21 protein-coding genes are annotated in these 18,556 nt (G+C 67.1%); 14 read left to right on the top strand and 7 right to left on the bottom strand.

Features of this window, described 5'->3' with window-relative positions; all coding sequences use genetic code 11:
• Positions 1 to 88: 88 nt before the first annotated feature.
• Genes JT720_RS07050 through JT720_RS07040 form a run of 3 tightly spaced genes read left to right on the top strand, consistent with a single transcriptional unit; the run spans position 89 to position 3,116 of the window.
• The gene (locus JT720_RS07050; protein WP_205480421.1) at positions 89 to 526 is read left to right on the top strand and encodes a MarR family winged helix-turn-helix transcriptional regulator; all 438 of its coding nucleotides are present in this window, start codon (positions 89 to 91) and stop codon (positions 524 to 526) included.
• Positions 523 to 1,566, top strand: coding sequence for an HlyD family secretion protein (locus JT720_RS07045; RefSeq protein ID WP_237219845.1), 1,044 nt, complete (start codon positions 523 to 525; stop codon positions 1,564 to 1,566). The genes JT720_RS07050 and JT720_RS07045 overlap by 4 nt, the downstream gene beginning before the upstream one ends.
• A complete protein-coding gene (locus JT720_RS07040; protein ID WP_205480420.1) occupies positions 1,566 to 3,116 on the top strand; it encodes a DHA2 family efflux MFS transporter permease subunit in 1,551 nt (516 codons plus the stop codon). The genes JT720_RS07045 and JT720_RS07040 overlap by 1 nt, the downstream gene beginning before the upstream one ends.
• A 3-nt stretch (positions 3,117 to 3,119) precedes the next feature.
• Here JT720_RS07040 and JT720_RS07035 read toward each other — a convergent pair whose 3' ends face one another.
• Positions 3,120 to 4,526, bottom strand: coding sequence for a serine hydrolase domain-containing protein (locus JT720_RS07035; protein WP_205480418.1), 1,407 nt, complete (start codon positions 4,524 to 4,526; stop codon positions 3,120 to 3,122).
• 80 nt (positions 4,527 to 4,606) lie between these two features.
• Positions 4,607 to 5,389 (bottom strand): dimethylarginine dimethylaminohydrolase family protein, encoded by a 783-nt coding sequence (locus tag JT720_RS07030; RefSeq protein ID WP_205480417.1) that lies wholly within the window; start codon positions 5,387 to 5,389, stop codon positions 4,607 to 4,609.
• A gap of 208 nt (positions 5,390 to 5,597) precedes the next feature.
• Between JT720_RS07030 and JT720_RS07025 the strand changes: the two genes are divergently transcribed.
• Positions 5,598 to 6,497 (top strand): manganese catalase, encoded by a 900-nt coding sequence (locus tag JT720_RS07025; RefSeq protein ID WP_205480415.1) that lies wholly within the window; start codon positions 5,598 to 5,600, stop codon positions 6,495 to 6,497.
• Positions 6,498 to 6,588: 91 nt separating this feature from the next.
• Here JT720_RS07025 and metC read toward each other — a convergent pair whose 3' ends face one another.
• The 5 genes from metC to JT720_RS07000 form a co-directional block, all read right to left on the bottom strand.
• Positions 6,589 to 7,767 (bottom strand): cystathionine beta-lyase, encoded by a 1,179-nt coding sequence (metC, locus tag JT720_RS07020; protein ID WP_205480413.1) that lies wholly within the window; start codon positions 7,765 to 7,767, stop codon positions 6,589 to 6,591.
• A 229-nt stretch (positions 7,768 to 7,996) separates the two neighbouring features.
• Positions 7,997 to 8,557: a 30S ribosomal protein S9 gene (rpsI, locus tag JT720_RS07015; RefSeq protein ID WP_205480412.1), complete on the bottom strand. Its 561-nt coding sequence runs from the start codon at positions 8,555 to 8,557 to the stop codon at positions 7,997 to 7,999.
• A gap of 1 nt (position 8,558) precedes the next feature.
• On the bottom strand, positions 8,559 to 9,038 hold the full coding sequence (gene rplM / locus JT720_RS07010; RefSeq protein WP_205480411.1) for a 50S ribosomal protein L13: 480 nt from the start codon (positions 9,036 to 9,038) through the stop codon (positions 8,559 to 8,561).
• A 131-nt stretch (positions 9,039 to 9,169) separates the two neighbouring features.
• Positions 9,170 to 9,499: a divalent-cation tolerance protein CutA gene (gene cutA / locus JT720_RS07005; RefSeq protein ID WP_205480410.1), complete on the bottom strand. Its 330-nt coding sequence runs from the start codon at positions 9,497 to 9,499 to the stop codon at positions 9,170 to 9,172.
• The gene (locus JT720_RS07000) at positions 9,496 to 10,566 is read right to left on the bottom strand and encodes a COX15/CtaA family protein (protein ID WP_205480409.1); all 1,071 of its coding nucleotides are present in this window, start codon (positions 10,564 to 10,566) and stop codon (positions 9,496 to 9,498) included. Before JT720_RS07000 ends, cutA begins: the two co-directional genes overlap by 4 nt.
• Before the next feature lie 110 nt (positions 10,567 to 10,676).
• Between JT720_RS07000 and JT720_RS06995 the strand changes: the two genes are divergently transcribed.
• From JT720_RS06995 to JT720_RS06950, 10 genes are all read left to right on the top strand, one after another.
• Complete coding sequence (locus JT720_RS06995; protein ID WP_237219846.1) at positions 10,677 to 11,075, top strand: MerC domain-containing protein; 399 nt, start codon at positions 10,677 to 10,679, stop codon at positions 11,073 to 11,075.
• Positions 11,076 to 11,162: 87 nt separating this feature from the next.
• Positions 11,163 to 11,621, top strand: coding sequence for a Fur family transcriptional regulator (locus tag JT720_RS06990; RefSeq protein WP_205480407.1), 459 nt, complete (start codon positions 11,163 to 11,165; stop codon positions 11,619 to 11,621).
• Between the two features lie 60 nt (positions 11,622 to 11,681).
• A complete protein-coding gene (gene dxs, locus JT720_RS06985) occupies positions 11,682 to 13,613 on the top strand; it encodes a 1-deoxy-D-xylulose-5-phosphate synthase (RefSeq protein WP_205480405.1) in 1,932 nt (643 codons plus the stop codon).
• 32 nt (positions 13,614 to 13,645) lie between these two features.
• The gene (locus JT720_RS06980; protein ID WP_205480404.1) at positions 13,646 to 14,719 is read left to right on the top strand and encodes an endonuclease/exonuclease/phosphatase family protein; all 1,074 of its coding nucleotides are present in this window, start codon (positions 13,646 to 13,648) and stop codon (positions 14,717 to 14,719) included.
• Positions 14,716 to 15,468, top strand: a complete 753-nt coding sequence (locus tag JT720_RS06975; protein ID WP_205480402.1) for a TlyA family rRNA (cytidine-2'-O)-methyltransferase — start codon at positions 14,716 to 14,718, stop codon at positions 15,466 to 15,468. Before JT720_RS06980 ends, JT720_RS06975 begins: the two co-directional genes overlap by 4 nt.
• Positions 15,452 to 15,991 (top strand): TspO/MBR family protein, encoded by a 540-nt coding sequence (locus JT720_RS06970; protein WP_205480401.1) that lies wholly within the window; start codon positions 15,452 to 15,454, stop codon positions 15,989 to 15,991. Before JT720_RS06975 ends, JT720_RS06970 begins: the two co-directional genes overlap by 17 nt.
• 2 nt (positions 15,992 to 15,993) lie before the next feature.
• Positions 15,994 to 16,299: an accessory factor UbiK family protein gene (locus JT720_RS06965; RefSeq protein WP_205480400.1), complete on the top strand. Its 306-nt coding sequence runs from the start codon at positions 15,994 to 15,996 to the stop codon at positions 16,297 to 16,299.
• A gap of 5 nt (positions 16,300 to 16,304) precedes the next feature.
• A complete protein-coding gene (locus JT720_RS06960) occupies positions 16,305 to 16,817 on the top strand; it encodes a type III secretion system chaperone family protein (protein ID WP_419555405.1) in 513 nt (170 codons plus the stop codon).
• Between the two features lie 4 nt (positions 16,818 to 16,821).
• Positions 16,822 to 17,640, top strand: a complete 819-nt coding sequence (locus JT720_RS14125) for a pyrroline-5-carboxylate reductase dimerization domain-containing protein (RefSeq protein WP_205480398.1) — start codon at positions 16,822 to 16,824, stop codon at positions 17,638 to 17,640.
• Positions 17,641 to 17,670: 30 nt separating this feature from the next.
• Positions 17,671 to 18,552 carry a branched-chain amino acid aminotransferase gene (locus JT720_RS06950; protein ID WP_205480397.1) on the top strand — a complete coding sequence of 294 codons (882 nt, stop codon included), beginning with the start codon at positions 17,671 to 17,673 and terminating at the stop codon, positions 18,550 to 18,552.
• Positions 18,553 to 18,556 lie beyond the last annotated feature (4 nt).

Raw genomic sequence — 18,556 nt, 5'->3', positions numbered from 1 at the left:
GCATTGCAGCTTACGCGCCCCGGGGCTGGGAAGAAACTGACTACCAGCACGCTTGCTGATAGTAAGCATCCTCACTATATGGCGGTTCATGGAATTACTCGGATGGGAAATAGGGGAAACGGCGCACGCGCTTCGGCGGGCGATTGATCGGCGTGCGTCGTCGATGGGCGTGACCCGCGCCCAGTGGCGGGTGCTTGCGCATTTGGAGCGGAAGCCCGGACAGCGGCAGGTGGAGCTTGCCGACCGGCTGGACGTAGAGCCGATCACACTCTGCCGCATTGTTGACCGGCTGGAGGAAGCGGGGCTGGTCGAGCGCCGCCGCGATCCCGGCGATCGGCGCGCGTGGCAGCTGTACCTGAAGGCGGGGGCGGAGCCGCTGCTCGGCAAGCTCCACGGCATGGCGGAGGAACTGAGCGCCGAGGCGTTCGCCGGCCTTTCCGAGAAGGACAGGACCATGATGCGTGAAGCGCTGGCCCGGGTGCGAGCCAATGTGGATGCAGCGCGAGATGTGAAGGCAAGTGCATGAACAAGATGACGTCAGAACCCATCACGGGTGAGCCCATCGCAGTGACTCGGCCGGGCCGGGTTCGTCGGCTGGCGCTGATGCTGGTGGTTCCGCTGGCGCTGCTCGCCGCGGGTCTGTGGTACTGGCAGGTGAGCGGCAACTACGTGTCGACCGACAATGCGCAGGTGAAGCAGGACATCACGTCCGTCGGGGCGCAGGTGAGCGGGCCGATCGCGGAGGTGCTGGTCCGCGAGGGCGACCGCGTGAAGGCAGGCCAGGTGCTGTTCCGCATCGACCCGGCTCCTTATCGGGTGGCGCTGCTCCAGGCGGAGGCGCAGCTCGCGTCGGCGCGGCTGAGCGAACGGCAGGTGGTTACGGAGGCCGCGGGCACGACGGCGGATATCGTCGGGGCGCAAGGGCAGCTGACGATTGCGGAGCGGGCTCTGGCGCGCCAGGCGGACCTCTTGAAGCAGGGCTTCACCACCCGCACGAGCTATGACGCGGCGTTGGCGCAGGTGACGCAGGCGCGGACTGCCCTGGCGGAGGCGCGGGCGCAGGCGGCGAACAAGCAGGCGGCGATTGCGCCGGGCGGCGACCAGCCGAGCGAGGCGGCCGCGCGGGCGGCCATCGCGAAGGCGCGGCTCGATCTTGCCCGCACGGAGGTGCGCGCGCCAACGGACGGCGTGATCGCCAACGCCGATCGGCTGCTGGTCGGCCAGCAGGTCGTGCCGGGGATCGGCATGGTCTCGGTCGTGCGCAGCGGCGAGGCGTGGGTCGAGGCGAACTTCAAGGAGAAGGACCTCGCCCGGATGGTGCCAGGCCAGAAGGCGACGATCGAGATCGACGCGTATCCGGGGCTCGAGCTCGAGGGACATATCTCGAGCATCGGCGCGGGCACGGGGAGCGAGTTTGCGATCATCCCGGCGCAGAATGCCAACGGCAACTGGGTCAAGGTTACGCAGCGCGTGCCGGTGCGGATTGCCTTCGACCAGCCGCCGTCGCGGCCGATGATCGCGGGCCTGTCCGCCGACGTCACCGTGGACCTGCGTCAGGGCAAGTAATGGCGAGCGCCGCGATTCCCGCCAGTGCAGCAGCCCCTGCGCTCGACAAGAGCGAGCGGCTGCTGGTCACCATCGCCGTGATGCTGGCGGTGCTGATGCAGGTGCTGGATACGACCATCGCCAACGTCGCGCTGCCGCACATGCAGGCGAGCCTGGGGGCGACGCAGGACAGCATCAACTGGGTGCTGACGAGCTATATCGTGGCGAGCGCCATCGCCATTCCGATCAGCGGCTGGCTGGCCGACCGGGTGGGGCGCCGGAAGCTGATGCTGTGGGCGGTGGTGGGCTTCACCGCCGCGTCCATGCTGTGCGCGATCGCCACCAGTCTGCCCGAGATGGTCGCGTTTCGCATCCTGCAGGGGATCACCGGGGCGTTCCTGGTGCCGCTGGCACAGGCGACTTTGTTCGACATCAACCCGCCCGAGAAGCATGGGCAAGCGATGGCGCTGTTCGGCGGCGGCGTGATGATCGGGCCGATCCTGGGACCGGTGCTCGGCGGCTGGCTGACCGATAGCTTCGACTGGCGCTGGGTGTTCCTGGTGAACCTGCCCGTGGGCGTGCTCGCGACGGTCATGCTGCTGCGCTACATGCCGACGGGCGAGGTGCGGCGTCGATCATTCGACCTGATGGGCTTTGCGCTGCTGGCGATTGCGCTGGGATCGCTCCAGATGTTCCTGGATCGGGGCGAGCAGCTCGACTGGTTCGAGAGCTGGGAGATCATCGCGGAAGCCGGGCTGGCGATCGCCTTCTTCTGGATGTTCGTCGTCCATACGCTGACCGCCCGCGATCCGATCTTCGAGAAGAGCATGTTCGCCGACCGCAATTTCGCGACGGGCCTGCTGTTCATGGGCGTGACGGGCGTGCTGCTGCTGGCGGGCCTGGCGCTGCTGCCGCCATTGCTGCAGCGGCTTTACGGCTATTCCGTGCTGCAGTCAGGCATCCTGACCGCGCCGCGCGGCGTGGGGACGCTGATCAGCATGCTGCTGGCGGGCCGGTTGATCGGCAAGGTCGACATGCGCCTGCTGGTGGCGATCGGCATCGTCCTGATGGGCGCGAGCCTGTGGATGATGACGGGCTTCGCGCTCGACCAGCCGGCCGGGCCGGTGATCTGGAGCGGCATCGTCCAGGGGCTGGGGCTGGGGCTGATCTTCGTGACCATGCAGAGCCTCGCCTTTGCGACGCTGGCGCCGCAGTTGCGGACCAACGCGGCGAGCCTCCTCAACCTGTCGCGCAACATCGGCGGGTCGGTGGGCATCGCGCTGGTGGGATCCCAGCTGGTGCGGAACACGCAGATCGCTCATGCCGACATGGCGTCGAACGTGACGTCGGAGATCATCCCAACCGTCGACCCATCGTTGATGGAGCGGTTGGGAGCGCAGGGCGGGACGCTGCTGTCCGTGATCGATGCGGAGATCAACCGGCAGGCGCTGTTCATCGCCTACCTCGACGATTTCAAGCTGATGATGATCCTGACCTTCGCCGCGCTGCCGCTGATCCTGCTGATGCGCAAGGGCCAGGCCTCGCGCGGGCCGCACGTCGTCGCGGACTGAGGCTCAGCGCTGCCCGCTGCCGGCGGGCGGAGCCGGCATCTTCACGCCGGCGATCGCTTCCAGCGCCACCGCGGTTGGAGCGGGCTCGCCGACGCTGTTGCTGAGGACCACCACCGCACGCTTGCGTGGCTGATCAAGGAACAGGCTCGAGCGCATTCCTCCCGTTCCACCGTCATGGTTGAGGAGCAGGCCTTCGCTGGTGGGCACCGTGAGCAGCCCCAGGCGGATCTGGCTGAAGTCCTGCGTGGGCTTGAGGGGATGGTCCAGCATCATGCGGACGGCCGCGCGAAGCTGCGCGGGCGGGTCAAGCAGCGCCGCGGCGAAGCGGGTCATGTCGGCGGTTGTCGAGCGCAGGCCGCCAGCCGCTGCGAGGGCGGAGAGCTTCCACGCCTTTGTCGCTTTTCCGTCCGGGCCGTGGGGTACGGCCAGATTGCGGTCCGAGAAGTCGCTGTCCTTCATCCCCAATGGCAGCAGGATGCGCTCGGTCAGCAGCTGTTCGTAGGGCTTGCCGGCCTTCAGGGCGAGGGCATGACCGAGCAGCCCCACGCCGAGATTGCTGTACTCGAACATCGCCCCGGGTTTGCGGTCGGGCGACCAGCTCTTGAGGAAAGCGTAGAGCTTCGCCTGGCCGTAGTCGGCATAAGGGTCGGACGGATCAGTCGGCGCGAGGTTGGACGGCAGCCGCGGCAACCCGGAATAGTGGGTCGCCAGGTCGCGAAGGGTGATCGGACGATTTCCGCCGTCGCTCAGCACCCCGGCGGGCAACAGGTCGCGGACGGGTTGATCCAGGCGCACTTCGCCCTTCACGACCATGTCGGCGAGGAGAAGGTCGGTCAGCACCTTGGTGATCGACCCGATCTCGAACCGGGTTGCATCCGAGGCGGAATGAGCAGCCCCGCCACGAACCGTCGTCTGGATGCGCGATCCGTCGACGGTCCCGACGCCGAGCGCCAGCGCAGGGCGGTTCGCGACCGCGGCCTCCGCCAGCGCGGCGGGGGACGGCATGGTCCAGTTCTTCGTCGCGGCCAGCGGCGGTCGCGTGCTGGTTGGGAGAGGGGTCCAAGCCAGGGGCAGGCCTGCGCCACCTTGTGACCAGTTGCCGACCCACTTGTTGCCTGCGGGGTCCCACTTGCCCTCATAGCTTCCGCCGACCGCGGGAACCCAGAAGCGCAGCGTGTCAGCGGACAGGTCGATGGCGCTGAGGGCAATTCCGCGCGCGCCCTGATCCAGGCTGTCGAGACTGCCGACGAGACCGCCGCCTTCCTGAGCTTCCTGCAGGTGCAGGACCAGCCGGAGCTTCGTGCCGGGCGCGGGCTCGAGCGTTCCGGCGAAGCTGCCCTTGGCCATCTGCGCCTCGGCAGGTGCGGATACGACCAGCGCTGCTGCAACGCACGCCACTGTCAGTCTCATGTCGAACGCCCCCATCAGCTCGGAGGCGGTGACGATAAGGATCAGCTAGCGGCGCGCAAGTGCGGCGAACGATGGCGAGGCTAGGCCACTTCTTCCGCAATGAGGCTCATGCAGGTGAGACCGGCCTCGGCCTTTTCCAGTTCGCTGACGTCGATCTCGTCGAGTTCGAAGCCGCAGGCGCGCAAGCGCTCGGAGGTTTCCGGATAGCCGGCCGCGACGACCAGCTTGCCACCGACGCGCAGCGCGTTGGCGGCGAAGGGTTCGCGCGGGGAAGCGGCGACGATCTCCAGCCCTCCGAAGACCGCCGGGTCGATCCAGTCCCGATTGAGCAGCACGACTTCGCGGCCTGCTCCGTCGAAACCGGCGTAGGTGGCGGCCGTCTTCAGATGAAGGCACGCGTCGAGCGGAACCGGGACCACCTCGTAACCGAGCCGTGCCGCGATGTTGGCGAGCGCCACGGCTCCGGCGCAATCGGTCCGGCTCGACTGGCCCACGTAGATGGTGCGTCCGATCCGCAGAACATCGCCGCCATCAATGGTGCCGCGGGTGATCCGATGGACGGTGAAACGGTCGGCCAAGGCCGTCGCCGTGGATTCCGCCTCGGCGCGGCGGCTCGCGGCGCCCGGACGGGTGATGACCGCATGTTCGCCCAGCAGGATCGCAGTGTCCTCGACGAACACGGCGTCGGCATGGTCGGGAAGCTCCGGCAGACGGACGAGGTCGAAGCCGGCATTGGCGATCGCCTGCTCATAGGCTGCATGCTGGGCCGCGGCGCGATCGGGGTTGATAGGCTGGCGGTCGAGGTGGGTCAGTTCGCAGTTCGAGAGGCGCGGGCTCACACCGCGAGTGAAGGCAACGGGCATCGGGTCTCCAGCTTTGTTCGTTCCACCTGCGACATGCGGAAAAGACGACGGGCCCAGAGGTTCCGCCCGCTGGTCCAAAGGCCGTGCCACGCGGCCCCTCGGGAGCAAGGCGACAGGGAAGCGGGGTCCGTCGTTTCGCCTGCGATTGGGACGCAACGATCCCGATCGCCCGACCATTGGTGGCGGATCATCCCCAAGGAGACCTCCCATGTTCTTCCGAGTCAAGGAAACGGCATTCCATTGCACGCCGGAGAAACCCGACCCTGTCTTCGCGCGCCAGTTGCAGGAGGTGCTCGGCGGTCAGTGGGGCGAGATCAGCGTCATGCTCGGCTACTTGATGCAGGGTTGGAACTGCCGTGCGCCGGGCAAGTACAAGGACATGATCATGGACATCGGGACCGAGGAGATCGGCCACGTCGAAATGCTTGCAACCTGCATCGCGCGACTGCTGGAGAAGAGCCCGGTCGAGACGCAGGAAGGTGCGGCCAAGGACGGTCTGGTGGGGGCGGTGCTGGGCGGCGCCAAGATCCAGGACGTGATCCTGGCGGGCATGAACCCGCACCATGCGATCGTGTCGGGCGGAGGAGCGACGGCCTCCGACGCCAACGGCAACCATTGGTCGGCCAAGTATATTGTGTCGAGCGGCAATCTGCTGGCCGACTTCCGCTTCAACGTGACGGCCGAGAGCCAGGGCCGGCTGCAAGTGGCGCGGTTGTACAACCTAACCGACGACCCGGGCGTCAAGAAAATGCTGTCCTACCTGCTGGCGCGCGACACCATGCACCAGAACCAGTGGCTCGCCGCCATTCGCGAGCTGGAGGAAGAGGGCTTCGAGGAGACGCCGTGCCCGTCCAACTTCCCGCAGGAGTTGGAGAACCAGGAGTTCAACTATGTCTTCCTGAACCATTCGGAAGGGACGGAGAGCGCTGCTGGGCGCTGGGCGACGGGCCCGTCGATGGATGGCAAGGGCGAGATCACCTACATCGACAAGCCGCCGGCACTCGGTCCTCAGCAGGAGCTGGGCCAGGTCGATCCGCGGCTGTTCGGCACGCCCAAGGCGCCGCTGTCGGCGGGTGAGCGGCAGCTGATGTTCACCAAGGAGAGTTAGCGCGACGCCGCTCATGCCGAGTAGGGTCGTGCGGCCCGTACCAAAGCACCTTCGATACGCGGCTTACACCGCTACTCAGGGGGAGAGGACTTCAGGGGTAGGCGGCGAGTGCCTGGTCGATGTCGGCGATGAGATCGGCGGGGTCCTCAAGACCGATCTGCAGGCGGACGAGCGGACCTTCGTAGGACGGGGCGCGGGCGGTGCGCATGCGCTCGAGGTTGACGGGGACGGCCAGGCTCTCGAACCCGCCCCAGCTGAAGCCGATGCCGAACAGTTCCAGGCGGTCGATCAACGCATCCCGCTCCGCGCGGGTGCCCCCGCGCAGGACGAAGGAGAAGAGGCCGCTCGCTCCGTGGAAGTCGCGTTGCCACTGATCGTGGCCGGGGCAGGTCGGTAGGGCGGGGTGGAGGACTCGCGCGACCTTGGGGTGCGCGGAGAGCCAGCGGGCGACCTCGAGAGCATTGGCCTGGTGCTGGTTCAGGCGGATGCCCAGCGTGCGCAGGCCGCGCGCGCCGAGGTAGACGTCGTCGGGCCCGACCGCGTTGCCGTACAGGCGAGCGGTCCGGTCGAGTGCTTCCCAGCATTGGCCCGAGGCGGTGACGGAGCCGAGCATCACGTCCGAATGACCTGAGATGTACTTGGTGCACGCGACGATGCTGAGGTCCACGCCCGCGGCGATCGCCGGGAAGAACAGCGGGGTGGCCCAGGTGTTGTCCATGAGGGCCACGAGGCCATGCTCCTTGGCGACCGCGCACAGGCCGGGGACGTCCTGCACTTCGAAGGTGAGCGAGCCGGGGCTCTCGAGATACAGCGCGCGGGTCCGCTCGCCGATCAGGGCACGGAGGGCGTCCGGGGTAACGAGCGGGTCGTAGTAGCGGGTGACGATCCCGCGGCGGGTGAGTTCCTGGTCGCAGAAGGCGCGGGTTGGGCCGTAGGCGCTGTCAACCATCAGCAGCTCGTCGCCGGGTTCGAGGACGCTGGTCAGCGCCATGGCGACGGCGGAGGCACCTGAGGGAAAGAGGCGCGTACCCGCGGCGCCAGGCTCCAGCGCGGTGAGGGCTTCGGCCAGGGCCCAATGCACGGCCGTGCCGTTCCGACCATAGTTGAGCGTGCCGTCGCGGGGTGGGTAGGCCGCGTGCATATCGGCGACGGTGTCGAACAGGACGGTCGAGGTGCGAGCGGGCGGCACGTTCACCATGCCGCCGAGCCACTCCTTGCGCCGGCCGGCGGTGATCAGGCGGGTGGCGGGGCGCTGGTCCTTGTCGGTCATGACGCGGTTCTAATGGGCGGCGAGCAAAAGAAAACGGCGGCCCGTGGGGACCGCCGTTTCTTGTCTCGCGGCAGCAGTCATGGAAGTGAATTCCATGACGTCGGTCCTGTCCGCTTCGCGGCAGGCCGTCCGGCAGCGCCAAGTCTTCGTACTGCTCCGGCGACTGTTTGCGTCGACTTCGCTGTACTCGCCCTTCGACTGCCTGCCAAGGCAGGCGCTCAGGACAGGCTTAGCGCTTGCTGAACTGGAAGCTGCGGCGTGCCTTGGCGCGGCCGTACTTCTTGCGCTCCACGACGCGGGGGTCGCGGGTGAGGAAGCCGGCACGCTTCACCGCCGTGCGCAGGGCCGGCTCGTAACGGCTGAGCGCCTGGGCGATGCCGTGCAGCACCGCGCCTGCCTGGCCCGACAGACCGCCGCCCTTGACGGTGGCGACCACGTCATACTGGCCGTCACGGTCGGTGATGCCGAACGGCTGGTTGATGACCAGGCGCTGGGTCGGACGCGCGAAATAGACCGTCTGATCGCGGCCATTGACCTCGATCTTGCCGGTGCCGGGCTTCAGCCAGACGCGGGCAACGGCGTCCTTGCGGCGGCCGGTCGCATAGGCGCGGCCGTACTTGTCGAGCTGCTGCTCGCGCAGCGGAGCCTCGGGCTGCGGGGGCTGGACCGGGGCCGGAGCCGACGCTTCGGCTTCGCCGGCAGCAGCTTCCGGAGCGGCAGGAGCCGGCGCCGGCGCAGGGGCCTGGCTGGTCAGCTCGCCAAGGTCGGAGAGGGACTTCTTGTCGGCCATGTTATGCGCCCACCTTGTTCTTGCGGTTCATCGACGCGACGTCGAGAACACCGGGTTCCTGACCGGCATGCGGATGATCCGTGCCATTGTAGAGGTGCAGGTGGCGCATCTGCTCACGGCCGAGCGGGCCGCGCGGGATCATGCGCTCCACCGCCTTTTCGAGCACGCGCTCGGGGAAGCGGCCTTCCAGCACCTTGTCGGCGCGGACTTCCTTCAAGCCGCCGGCATAACCGGTGTGCTTGTAGTAAAGCTTCTGCTGCAGCTTGCGGCCGGTGAACCGCACCTTGTCCGCATTGATGACGATGACATGGTCACCGCAATCGACGTGGGGGGTGAAGCTCGGCTTGTGCTTGCCGCGCAGCAGGTTGGCGATGATCGTTGCGACGCGGCCGACGACCAGCCCGTCCGCATCGATCAGATGCCACTTACGTTCGACCTCCGCCGGCTTGGCCGACTTGGTGGTCTTCATCAGCGCCTTCATGGAGCTTGGACCTTTGCTAAAAACATGAAAACGCCGCCCCCAAGTCATCCCGGCGGGCAGCGCTTGCGGGCGGCTAATTGACGGTGAGCGTCAAAAAGTCAAGCAAACAGCGGACTTCGGGACGGGTAAAATCATACCCTAGGGTCTGACCGGGTCTGCATCTCGACCCACTCCGCATAGGATTCGGGCAGCTTGAGCACTGGCCAGACGGCGATTGCGGGCACCTCGTAGCTGTGGAGCCTGGTGATGCGATCGATCAGGCGGTCGACGCGGTCGGCGCTCGTCTTGAGGATGGCGGGGGCCTCGTCCGCTTCCTCGATCCTGCCCTGCCAGCGATAAATACTGCGGCAGGGCCCAAGGATGTTGATGCAGGCGGCGAGGCTTTCCTCCACGAGCGTGCGGCCGATGCGCTCGGCTTCCTCGGCGGAGGCGAAGATGCAGTAGACGGAGACGACGCTCATGCCTTGGCGCGCGCCGCCCCCTGCAGGATGGCGAGGCGGTGAGCGGCAAGGAGGAAGGCGGCGATGACCACCACGGCCATGCCCTGGTGGGCAACTGCGACGTGCAGGTGGACGCCGGTCAGCAAGGTGGCGATGCCCAGCAGGATTTGCAGGCCCACCGCGGCATGGAGGAAGAGGGATTCACGCCGGCCACCGGCACGCTTCACCTTGATGGCGAGAAGGATCGCCATGGCGAGGACGCCGAAAGCCAGCCAGCGGTGCACGAATTGGACGGTGATCGGATTGTCGACGAAGTTGCGCAGGGCCGGCTCGAGCCAGGGCGCAGCCGCTGGGTAGAGCTCATCGCCCATCAGCGGCCAGGTGTTGAAGGCATAACCCGCATCCAGGCCCGCGACATAAGCGCCGAACAGGAGTTGCAGGGCGAGCACGCTCAGCGCCCAGATGGCGAATGTCGGCATCCGCTGGCGCATGGCACCCGGGCTGCGGAGGTCGAGAGCGGTCCAGAAGATCGCGCCGAAGATCAGCAGCGCGGTCAGCAGATGCACGGCGAGGCGGAGGTGGCTGACGTCCGTCCGGTCAACCAGGCCCGAGGCGACCATCCACCAGCCGATCGCGCCCTGGAGGCCGCCGAGCAGGAACAGAATGGTCAGGCGCTTGCCATAGCCTGACGGGATCGCCTTCTTCACCGCGAACCAGATGAGCGGGAGGAGGAAGGCCAGCCCGATCACCCGCCCGAGCAGGCGATGGAGATATTCCCAGAAGAAGATGAACTTGAAGTCGGCCAGCGACATCCCGCGGTTGACTTCCAGATACTCTGGCGTCTGCCGATAAAGGTCGAATTCGCGCAGCCAGTCGGCTTCCGTCAGGGGAGGAACGGCGCCGGAGACGGGCTTCCACTGGGTGATCGAAAGCCCACTTTCGGTCAGCCGGGTAATGCCGCCGACGATCACCATGACAAAGATCAGCCCCGCGACGAAGAACAGCCAGTTCGCGACCGCGAGTGGGCGCGCGAGGCTGTCCTGGCGAGCTGAACCCGCGGGGAGTGCCGGATCGAAGGGAGCGTTCATGATGGCGCGCCATATGGCCGCTCTGGCATTCCGCAACAAGCTGGCCGGAGGTCCATGGGCGCGAATGTAATGTTGTAACGCCGAACGCTCCACAGTATATGGGCCGGGCAATGTCACCGCTCAGCATTCCGACTCACCGGCTCGACCGTCTGGCGATCAGCCTGTCCGGCTTGTGCCTGGTGCATTGCATCGCCACGACCGTTTTGCTGGCAGTCCTATCGGCTGCTGGCGGGATCCTGGGATCACACTGGATCCACGAGGTCGGCCTGACCCTGGCGATGATCCTGGGCGCCTTCGCTCTCGGGCGCGGGATCCAGGAGCATGGGTTCATGATGCCGAGCGCCGTTGGCGGCCTGGGCCTGGGGGTGATGGCGGGTGCATTGAGCATGCCGCATGACGGCAGCGAGGCCGGAGCGACCATCATTGGTGTGCTGATCCTGGCGCTTGGGCACGACCTGAACCGCCGGGGCACCACCAATCCCTTCGGGTCACGGCGCACGACGGCCTGAGATCTCCCGACCAGATCGTTTCGGGTGGCGGAACGATAAGCACGCCGGTGCTTGTTCCGGAGGCGCTGCAATTCTATCTCATGATCCATGGGGAGCCACGCACACCACCTGCACGCGGGCGAATCGCTCCGTGACGCCGCCAAGGCCCAGCTGACCGCCGAAGGCGAGCAGTGGACCGACATGCGCCAGGCCGTCTTCGATGCCCTGGCGAGCTTCGAGCGACCGGCGAGCGCTTACGACATCGCCGAGGCGGTCTCCAAGGCGCAGGGGCGGCGGGTCGCGGCGAACAGCGTCTATCGCATCCTCGACCTGTTCGTGACCTCAAACCTGGCGATGCGGGTGGAGAGTGCGAACGCCTATGTGGCGAACGCCCACCCAGGCTGCCTGCACGACTGCATCTTCCTGATCTGCGATGCGTGCGGCCAGACGACGCATATCGACAACGATCGACTGGCCGACGGCGTTCGGGAGGCGGCGGAGAGCGCGGGTTTTGCCCCGACGCGGCCGGTGATCGAGGTTCGCGGCAAGTGCGGCGATTGTTCCTGAAAGCGCGTACATCACAACACCCTATTCGACATGGGCGCTGAGCCGCGCTAGGGCCAGAGGATGTCCGATCGTCCTGTGACGCCGCTGCTGGACTCGGTCCACAGCCCCGCCGACATCCGTAAACTGAAGCGGGAGCAGCTGCCGCAGCTGTGCGACGAGCTTCGCCAGGAAGTCATCTCGGCCGTTTCCGTCACGGGCGGACACCTGGGCGCCGGCCTGGGCGTGGTCGAGCTGACGGTGGCCATCCATTATGTGTTCGACACGCCAGGCGACAAGCTGATCTGGGACGTCGGTCACCAGTGCTACCCGCACAAGATCGTGACCGGCCGGCGTGACCGGATCCGGACCTTGCGGCAAGGTGGGGGCCTCAGCGGGTTCACCAAGCGCAGCGAAAGCGAGTACGATCCGTTCGGAGCCGCACACAGCTCCACGTCGATCAGCGCCGCGCTGGGCTTTGCCGTGGCGAGCAAGCTGGACGACGCCGCCGGCCGCGCGATCGCCGTGATTGGCGACGGCGCCATGAGTGCCGGCATGGCCTATGAGGCGATGAACAACGCCGAGGCCGCGGGCAATCGCCTCGTCGTCATCCTCAACGACAACGACATGTCGATCGCGCCACCGGTCGGCGGATTGTCGCTCTACCTGGCGCGGCTGGTCAGCTCCGCCGGTTATCTCGGCGTCCGCAACCTTGCCCGCCGGGTGGCGCGTCGGCTTCCCGGCAAGCTGCACCGGGCCTCGCGGCGACTCGAGGAATATGCGCGCGGCATGGCGACCGGCGGCACGTTGTTCGAGGAGCTGGGCTTCTACTACGTCGGTCCGGTCGACGGGCACGATATCATCGGCCTCGTGGAGGTGCTCGAAAACGTCCGTGACGCGGCGGAGGGGCCGATGCTGGTCCATGCCGTGACGCAGAAGGGCAAGGGCTATGCCCCAGCCGAAGCGGCGGCGGACAAGTATCATGGCGTCGTCAAGTTCGACGTGATCTCTGGCAAGCAGGACAAGGCGCCGGCGGGACCGCCGAGCTATACCGCGGTGTTTGCGAGCGCGCTGGTCGGGGAGGCGGAGCGCGATCCCAAGGTCGTGGCGATCACGGCTGCGATGCCGTCGGGAACCGGGCTCGACAAGTTCCAGCAGAAGTTCCCGGATCGAACCTTCGACGTCGGTATCGCCGAGCAGCATGCGGTGACGTTCGCGGCTGGGCTTGCGGCGCAGGGTTACCGGCCGTTCTGCGCCATCTACTCGACGTTCCTGCAGCGCGCCTACGACCAGGTGGTCCATGACGTCGCCATCCAGAACCTGCCGGTACGCTTCGCGATGGACCGCGCCGGCCTGGTCGGAGCCGACGGTGCGACCCATGCGGGCTCGTTCGACCTTGCGTACCTCTGCACCCTGCCGAACTTCGTGGTGATGGCCGCGGCGGACGAGGTCGAACTGACGCACATGGTGCATACCATGGCGCTCCACGACAGCGGCCCGATCGCGGTGCGTTATCCGCGCGGGAACGGTCGTGGCCTGGCCATGCCGGCGGAGCCGCAGCGGCTGGAGATCGGCAAGGGCCGTGTCGTCCGCGAGGGCAAAAGCGTCGCGATCCTGTCGCTGGGAACGCGGCTGGAGGAAGCGGAAAAGGCCGCGGACCAGCTGGAGGCGATGGGGCTGTCCGCCACGGTTGCGGACCTGCGCTTCGCCAAGCCGCTCGACGAGGCGCTGATCCGCAAGTTGCTGACGACCCATGAGGTCGCGGTGACCATCGAGGAAGCGGCGATCGGCGGCCTCGGGGCCCACGTCCTCACGCTGGCGAGCGACGAAGGACTGATCGACGCCGGCCTGAAACTCAGGACCATGCGCCTACCCGATGTGTTCCAGGACCAGGACAAGCCCGAAAAGCAATATGACGAGGCCGGCCTCAACGCTCCGCATATCGTCGACACGGTGCTGAGGGCGCTCCGCCGCAACAGCGTCGGGGTTCCGCTTGGAGAAGGTGCACGCGCCTGAGTCTCGACAGGGGCCGCCGGACATCCGCCGGGATGAAGGCACTGCGAGCAATCGCGCTTACCATCGTCCTGCTGCTGGTCCTGCTGACGGTCCTGCCCATTTTCGAAGGGGATGAGTGGTGGGTGCGCCTGTGGGACTATCCCCGGGTGCAGATCGCGGCCGGGCTGCTGCTGGGCGTGGTGGTGCTGCTGTTCACCGGGCGCGACCGAGTGACGGTTGCAGTCGTCGCGGCAGGGGTGGCGGCGATCGGATGGCAGCTGCTGCAGATCGCCCCGTACTTGCCGGGCTGGCCGAAGCAGGTGGCGAGCGCGACACGTTGCGGCGAGGGCCGGAGCATCCGCCTTCTGAACGCGAACGTGCTGCTCGACAACGAGCGTTATCCCGAACTGCGCCGATTGGTGGAGCGCACCGACCCCGACCTGATCCTGCTCCTGGAACCGGGGCCGGAGTGGGAGAGCGCCATGCACCCGCTCTACGCGCGCTACCCGTTCCGCATCGGGCAGCCGATCCCAAACACCTACGGCATCATGCTGCTGTCGAAGCTGCCGCTGGAGAATGCCGAAATCCTGCACCGGGTGCAGCCTCAGGTTCCGTCCATCCGCGCTGGCCTGCGGCTTCGGTCGGGGGAGCTGGTCGACTTTCACGGGGTGCACCCGGAGCCGCCGCTGCCCGGCGACGACAGCGGGGAGCGGGATGCCGAGTTGGTGCTGGTGGGCCGCGACGTGCGGGCGAGCGGACGGGCGGCGATCGTGCTGGGTGATCTCAACGACGTGGCCTGGAGCAATACTTCGCGGCTGTTCCGCAAGGTTGGAGGCATGCTCGATCCGCGAGTGGGGCGGGGGCCGACGCCGACCTTCCCGGTCGCCATGCCCTGGCTCCGCTGGCCGCTGGACCATGTGTTCGTCACCTCCCATTGGTCGCTGATGGGGATGCGGCGGCTGCCGGATATCGGTTCCGATCACTTCCCGATGCTGTTCGATTTGTGCCTGACGCGGGCAGCCGAGCGGCGGCTGACACCCACCACCATTCCCGAGGAAGTCCGTGAGGATGCGGTCGATCAGCTGAAGGATGGCGCCGAGGAGATGCGCGAGGAGAATGCGCTGTGAAGGTGCGGGTCGACCAGCTGCTGGTCGCGCGCGGGCTGGCCGACAGCCGCACACGGGCGCAGGCGCTGATCATGGCGGGCGTGGTCTTCAGCGGTGAGCGCAAGATCGGCAAGGCGGGGGACCAGCTCGCGGAGGACGCCACGCTGGAGGTTCGCGGAAAGGATCATCCCTGGGTCTCGCGCGGAGGGATCAAGCTGGATCATGGGCTGGCCCACTTCGGCTTCGACGTGACCGGTGCGGTCGCGCTTGATGTCGGTTCATCGACCGGCGGGTTCACGGATGTTCTGCTGAGCCGGGGCGCGGCCAAGGTCCATGCCGTGGACGTGGGGACCAACCAGCTCGCCTGGAAGCTGCGCCAGGACCCGCGCGTGGTGGTGCATGAGCAGACGAACGCGCGAACCCTTACCCCCGACATCATCCCGGATGCGATCGACATCATCGTCTGCGATGCGAGCTTCATCAGCCTCGCCAAGGTGCTCGACGCGGCGCTGGACCTTGCTCGGCCGGGTGCAGCCATGGTGGCGCTGGTGAAGCCGCAGTTCGAGGCTGGGCGGGAGGAGGTCGGCAAGGGCGGGGTCGTCCGCGATCCGGCGGTGCACCAGCGGGTCTGCGAAGAGGCCGCGCAATGGATCACCAGTCGAGGCTGGCGTGTTGAGGGCGTAACGACCAGCCCGATCACCGGGCCGGAGGGCAACGTGGAATTCCTGCTGGGAGCTCGGAAGGAGACTGCGCATGGCGACAATGGCTGATCGTGGGCATAGCCGGAGATGGTGGAAGGTCGCGCTGGTGACGGTGCCGGTGATCGTCCTGCTGGGCTCCCTGTCCGGCTATCTTTCGCAGAGTGGGTTCGAGAACAACTGGTACGCGCCGCTCGACAAGCCGAGCTTCCAGCCGCCGGGGTGGGCCTTCGGCGTGGTCTGGACGATCTTGTACACGTTGATGGGCATCGCAGTGGCGATGGTCTGGACCGCGCCGCGGTCGACTCCGCGCAACCGGGGACTCGCGCTGTTCGGGGTGCAGTTGGTCCTGAACTACAGCTGGTCGCCGGTCTTCTTCGGTAGCGGAATGATCGACGTGGCCTTCCTGATCATCATGGCGATGAACGTGCTGGTCACCGCTACGATCATTGCTTTCTGGCGCGTGAAGCCACTGGCGGGAGTGCTCTTGCTGCCGTATCTGGTCTGGCTGTGCCTGGCGACCGCGCTCAACCATGAGACCGGCAGGCTCAACCCCGGTGCCGATCGCGCGCCGCTAGGGATCACGGGAGAATAGAGATGCAGTCGCAGAACCGCCTGTTCGACGACTTCGTGAAGATGATGAACGGCGCGGCCGGCACCTTCGCCGGCATGACCCGGGAGGCCCAGGAGGGCATGCGGGAGCGGATGCGGGAGTTCGTCGGCGGAATGGACTTCGTGTCGCGCGACGAGTTCGAGGCCGTGAAGGCGATGGCCGCCGCGGCGCGAGACGAGGTCGAGGCCCTGCGCGCGCGCCTCGATGCGCTCGACACTCGCGCGGCTTCGACGGGGGAGGTGAAGCCGCCGCCCGCCGGCGTGACCGGTGTCGAGACGCCAGAAGAGTGAGTGCGCTGTTGAGCGAAGACGACGCCCACGAGGAACGCGACGACGGCGCACCGATCGAGGTGCTCGAGGCCTATTTCGATGCGCGCGGTTGGGTGTGCGAGCGGTCCGGCGAGGGGGAGATCATCGCCTCCGCGCCGGGCAGTTGGGCGCAGTACGAACTCCGCGGTGTGTGGCGACCGGACGACCAGGTGCTGCAGTTCCTGGCGTTCCCGGACGTCAAGGTCGGGGCCGACAAGCGGCTGGCGATCTACGAGACGCTAGGCCTGGTGAACGAGCAGCTGTGGCTCGGGCATTTCGAACTCTGGTCGTCGTCTGGGTTGGTGGTGTTCCGCTACTCCGCACTGATCGACGCGGGGGAGGATGACGGACTGACCTTCGAACAGGCGGAGGCGATGGTGGAAGCCGGCCTGGAAGAGTGCGAGCGCTTCTACCCCGTGTTCCAGTTCGTGCTGTGGGGCGGCAAGTCTCCGACGGAAGCCATTGCCGCGGCGCTGATCGATACCGCGGGCGAGGCCTGAGCGAGTGACCGCCATCTGGTTCGTCGGCTGCGGCAACATGGCCGGAGCCATGGTGGAGGGCTGGCGCAAGAGCGGGTTCGATTTCTCAAATGCCGTCGCGATCCGCCCCAGCGGCACGCCGGTGGAAGGGGTCCGCACCGTGGCAGCGCTTCCCGAGGGTCCCGCGCCCCGGCTGGTCGTGCTCGGGTTCAAGCCGCAGAAGCTCAACGAGGTGGCTCCGGAACTGCGCGCACGCCTCGGGCCGGAGACCATCGTCATTTCTCTGCTTGCCGGGGCCGAAGCGAAGAGCCTGCGGGGACGCTTCCCTGAGGTTCGTGCGATCATCCGCGCGATGCCGAACCTGCCGGTCAGCGAGCGCATGGGGGTGACGGCACTCTACAGCGAGGACGCCAACGAGGATCTTCGAACGGAGGTCGGCGACTGGATCGGGCTGCTCGGGCTGGCGCATTGGTGCGAGACGCAGGCGGAGTTCGGCGCGATCGGTTCTGTGGCGGGATCGGGACCGGCCTTTGTGGCGCGGTTCATCGCGGCGCTCGCGAAAGCCGGGGAGGGGCTGGGGCTCGAGGGAGATTTCTCGCTCGACCTGACGCTTCGAACTGTGGCTGGGACAGCCGCCATGGCCCAGAGCCGCTGCGAGGATATGGCGAGTATCGCTCGGCGGGTCGCAAGTCCGCGCGGGACGACGGAAGCGGGCCTCTCGGTTCTCGATGGTGAGGATGCACTGCAGGGCCTGCTCGCCCGAACCCTGGAAGCGTCGCAGCGGCGGGGCCGGGAGCTGGCGGAAGCGGCTCGTGCCATTGATTCGCCCCCGTCGGTCGCCTAGGCCGCGCACAACTTTTCGCAGGGGACGCACGTGCCGAATTTCGACGATCGCGACGGTTTCATCTGGTTTGATGGCCAGTTGGTGCCGTGGCGTGAGGCGAACGTGCACATCCTCACCCACGCCATGCACTACGCTTCTTCCGTGTTCGAAGGGCAGCGGGCGTATAACGGGGTCATCTTCAAGCTGCGCGAGCATTCGGAGCGGCTGCACAACAGCGCTCGCATCCTCGGGTTCGAGATCCCGTGGACGGCCGAGGAGATCGACGCAGCCTGTTACGAGGTGCTGAAGGCGAACGGCTTGACCGACGCCTATGTGCGCCCGGTTGCCTGGCGCGGGTCCGAGCAGATGGGCGTCAGCCCCAAGGGCACCCAGCCGCACCTGGCGATCGCCGCCTGGACCTGGGGCAAGTATTTCGATCCCGCGAAGGCGGAGAAGGGCATCCGCCTCGACATCGCGCCCTATCGCCGGCCGGCCCCGTATACCGCGCCGGTGCACAGCAAGGCAGCCGGCCTCTACATGATCGCGAGCCTGTCCAAGCAGCACGCCGATGCGCGGGGATTCGACGACGCGCTGATGTTCGACTGGCGCGGACAGGTGGCCGAGGCGACGGGTGCGAACGCGTTCTTCATCCGCGACGGCGTCATTCATACGCCGACCCCGGATTGCTTCCTGAACGGCATCACCCGGCAGACGATCATCGACCTTGCCCGCCGGCGGGGGATCGAGGTCGTTGAGCGGGCCATCTGGCCGGAGGAGCTGGAGAGCTTTCAGCAGTTCTTCGTGACCGGCAGCGCAGCCGAAGTGACGTTCGTCGGCTCGGCCGGCCCGTGGAGCTTTGAAGTCGGCGAGATCTCCCGGCAGCTGGGGCGCGACTACGACGACCTCGTCAACGGGCGTCTGCCGAACGCATGACGGG

Origin of the sequence: Sphingomonas arenae (assembly GCF_016924655.1) — a bacterium.
Lineage (GTDB): Bacteria > Pseudomonadota > Alphaproteobacteria > Sphingomonadales > Sphingomonadaceae > Sphingomicrobium > Sphingomicrobium arenae.
Note: the sequence above shows the minus strand (reverse complement) of the source record. Positions and strands in the feature narration are given on the sequence as shown.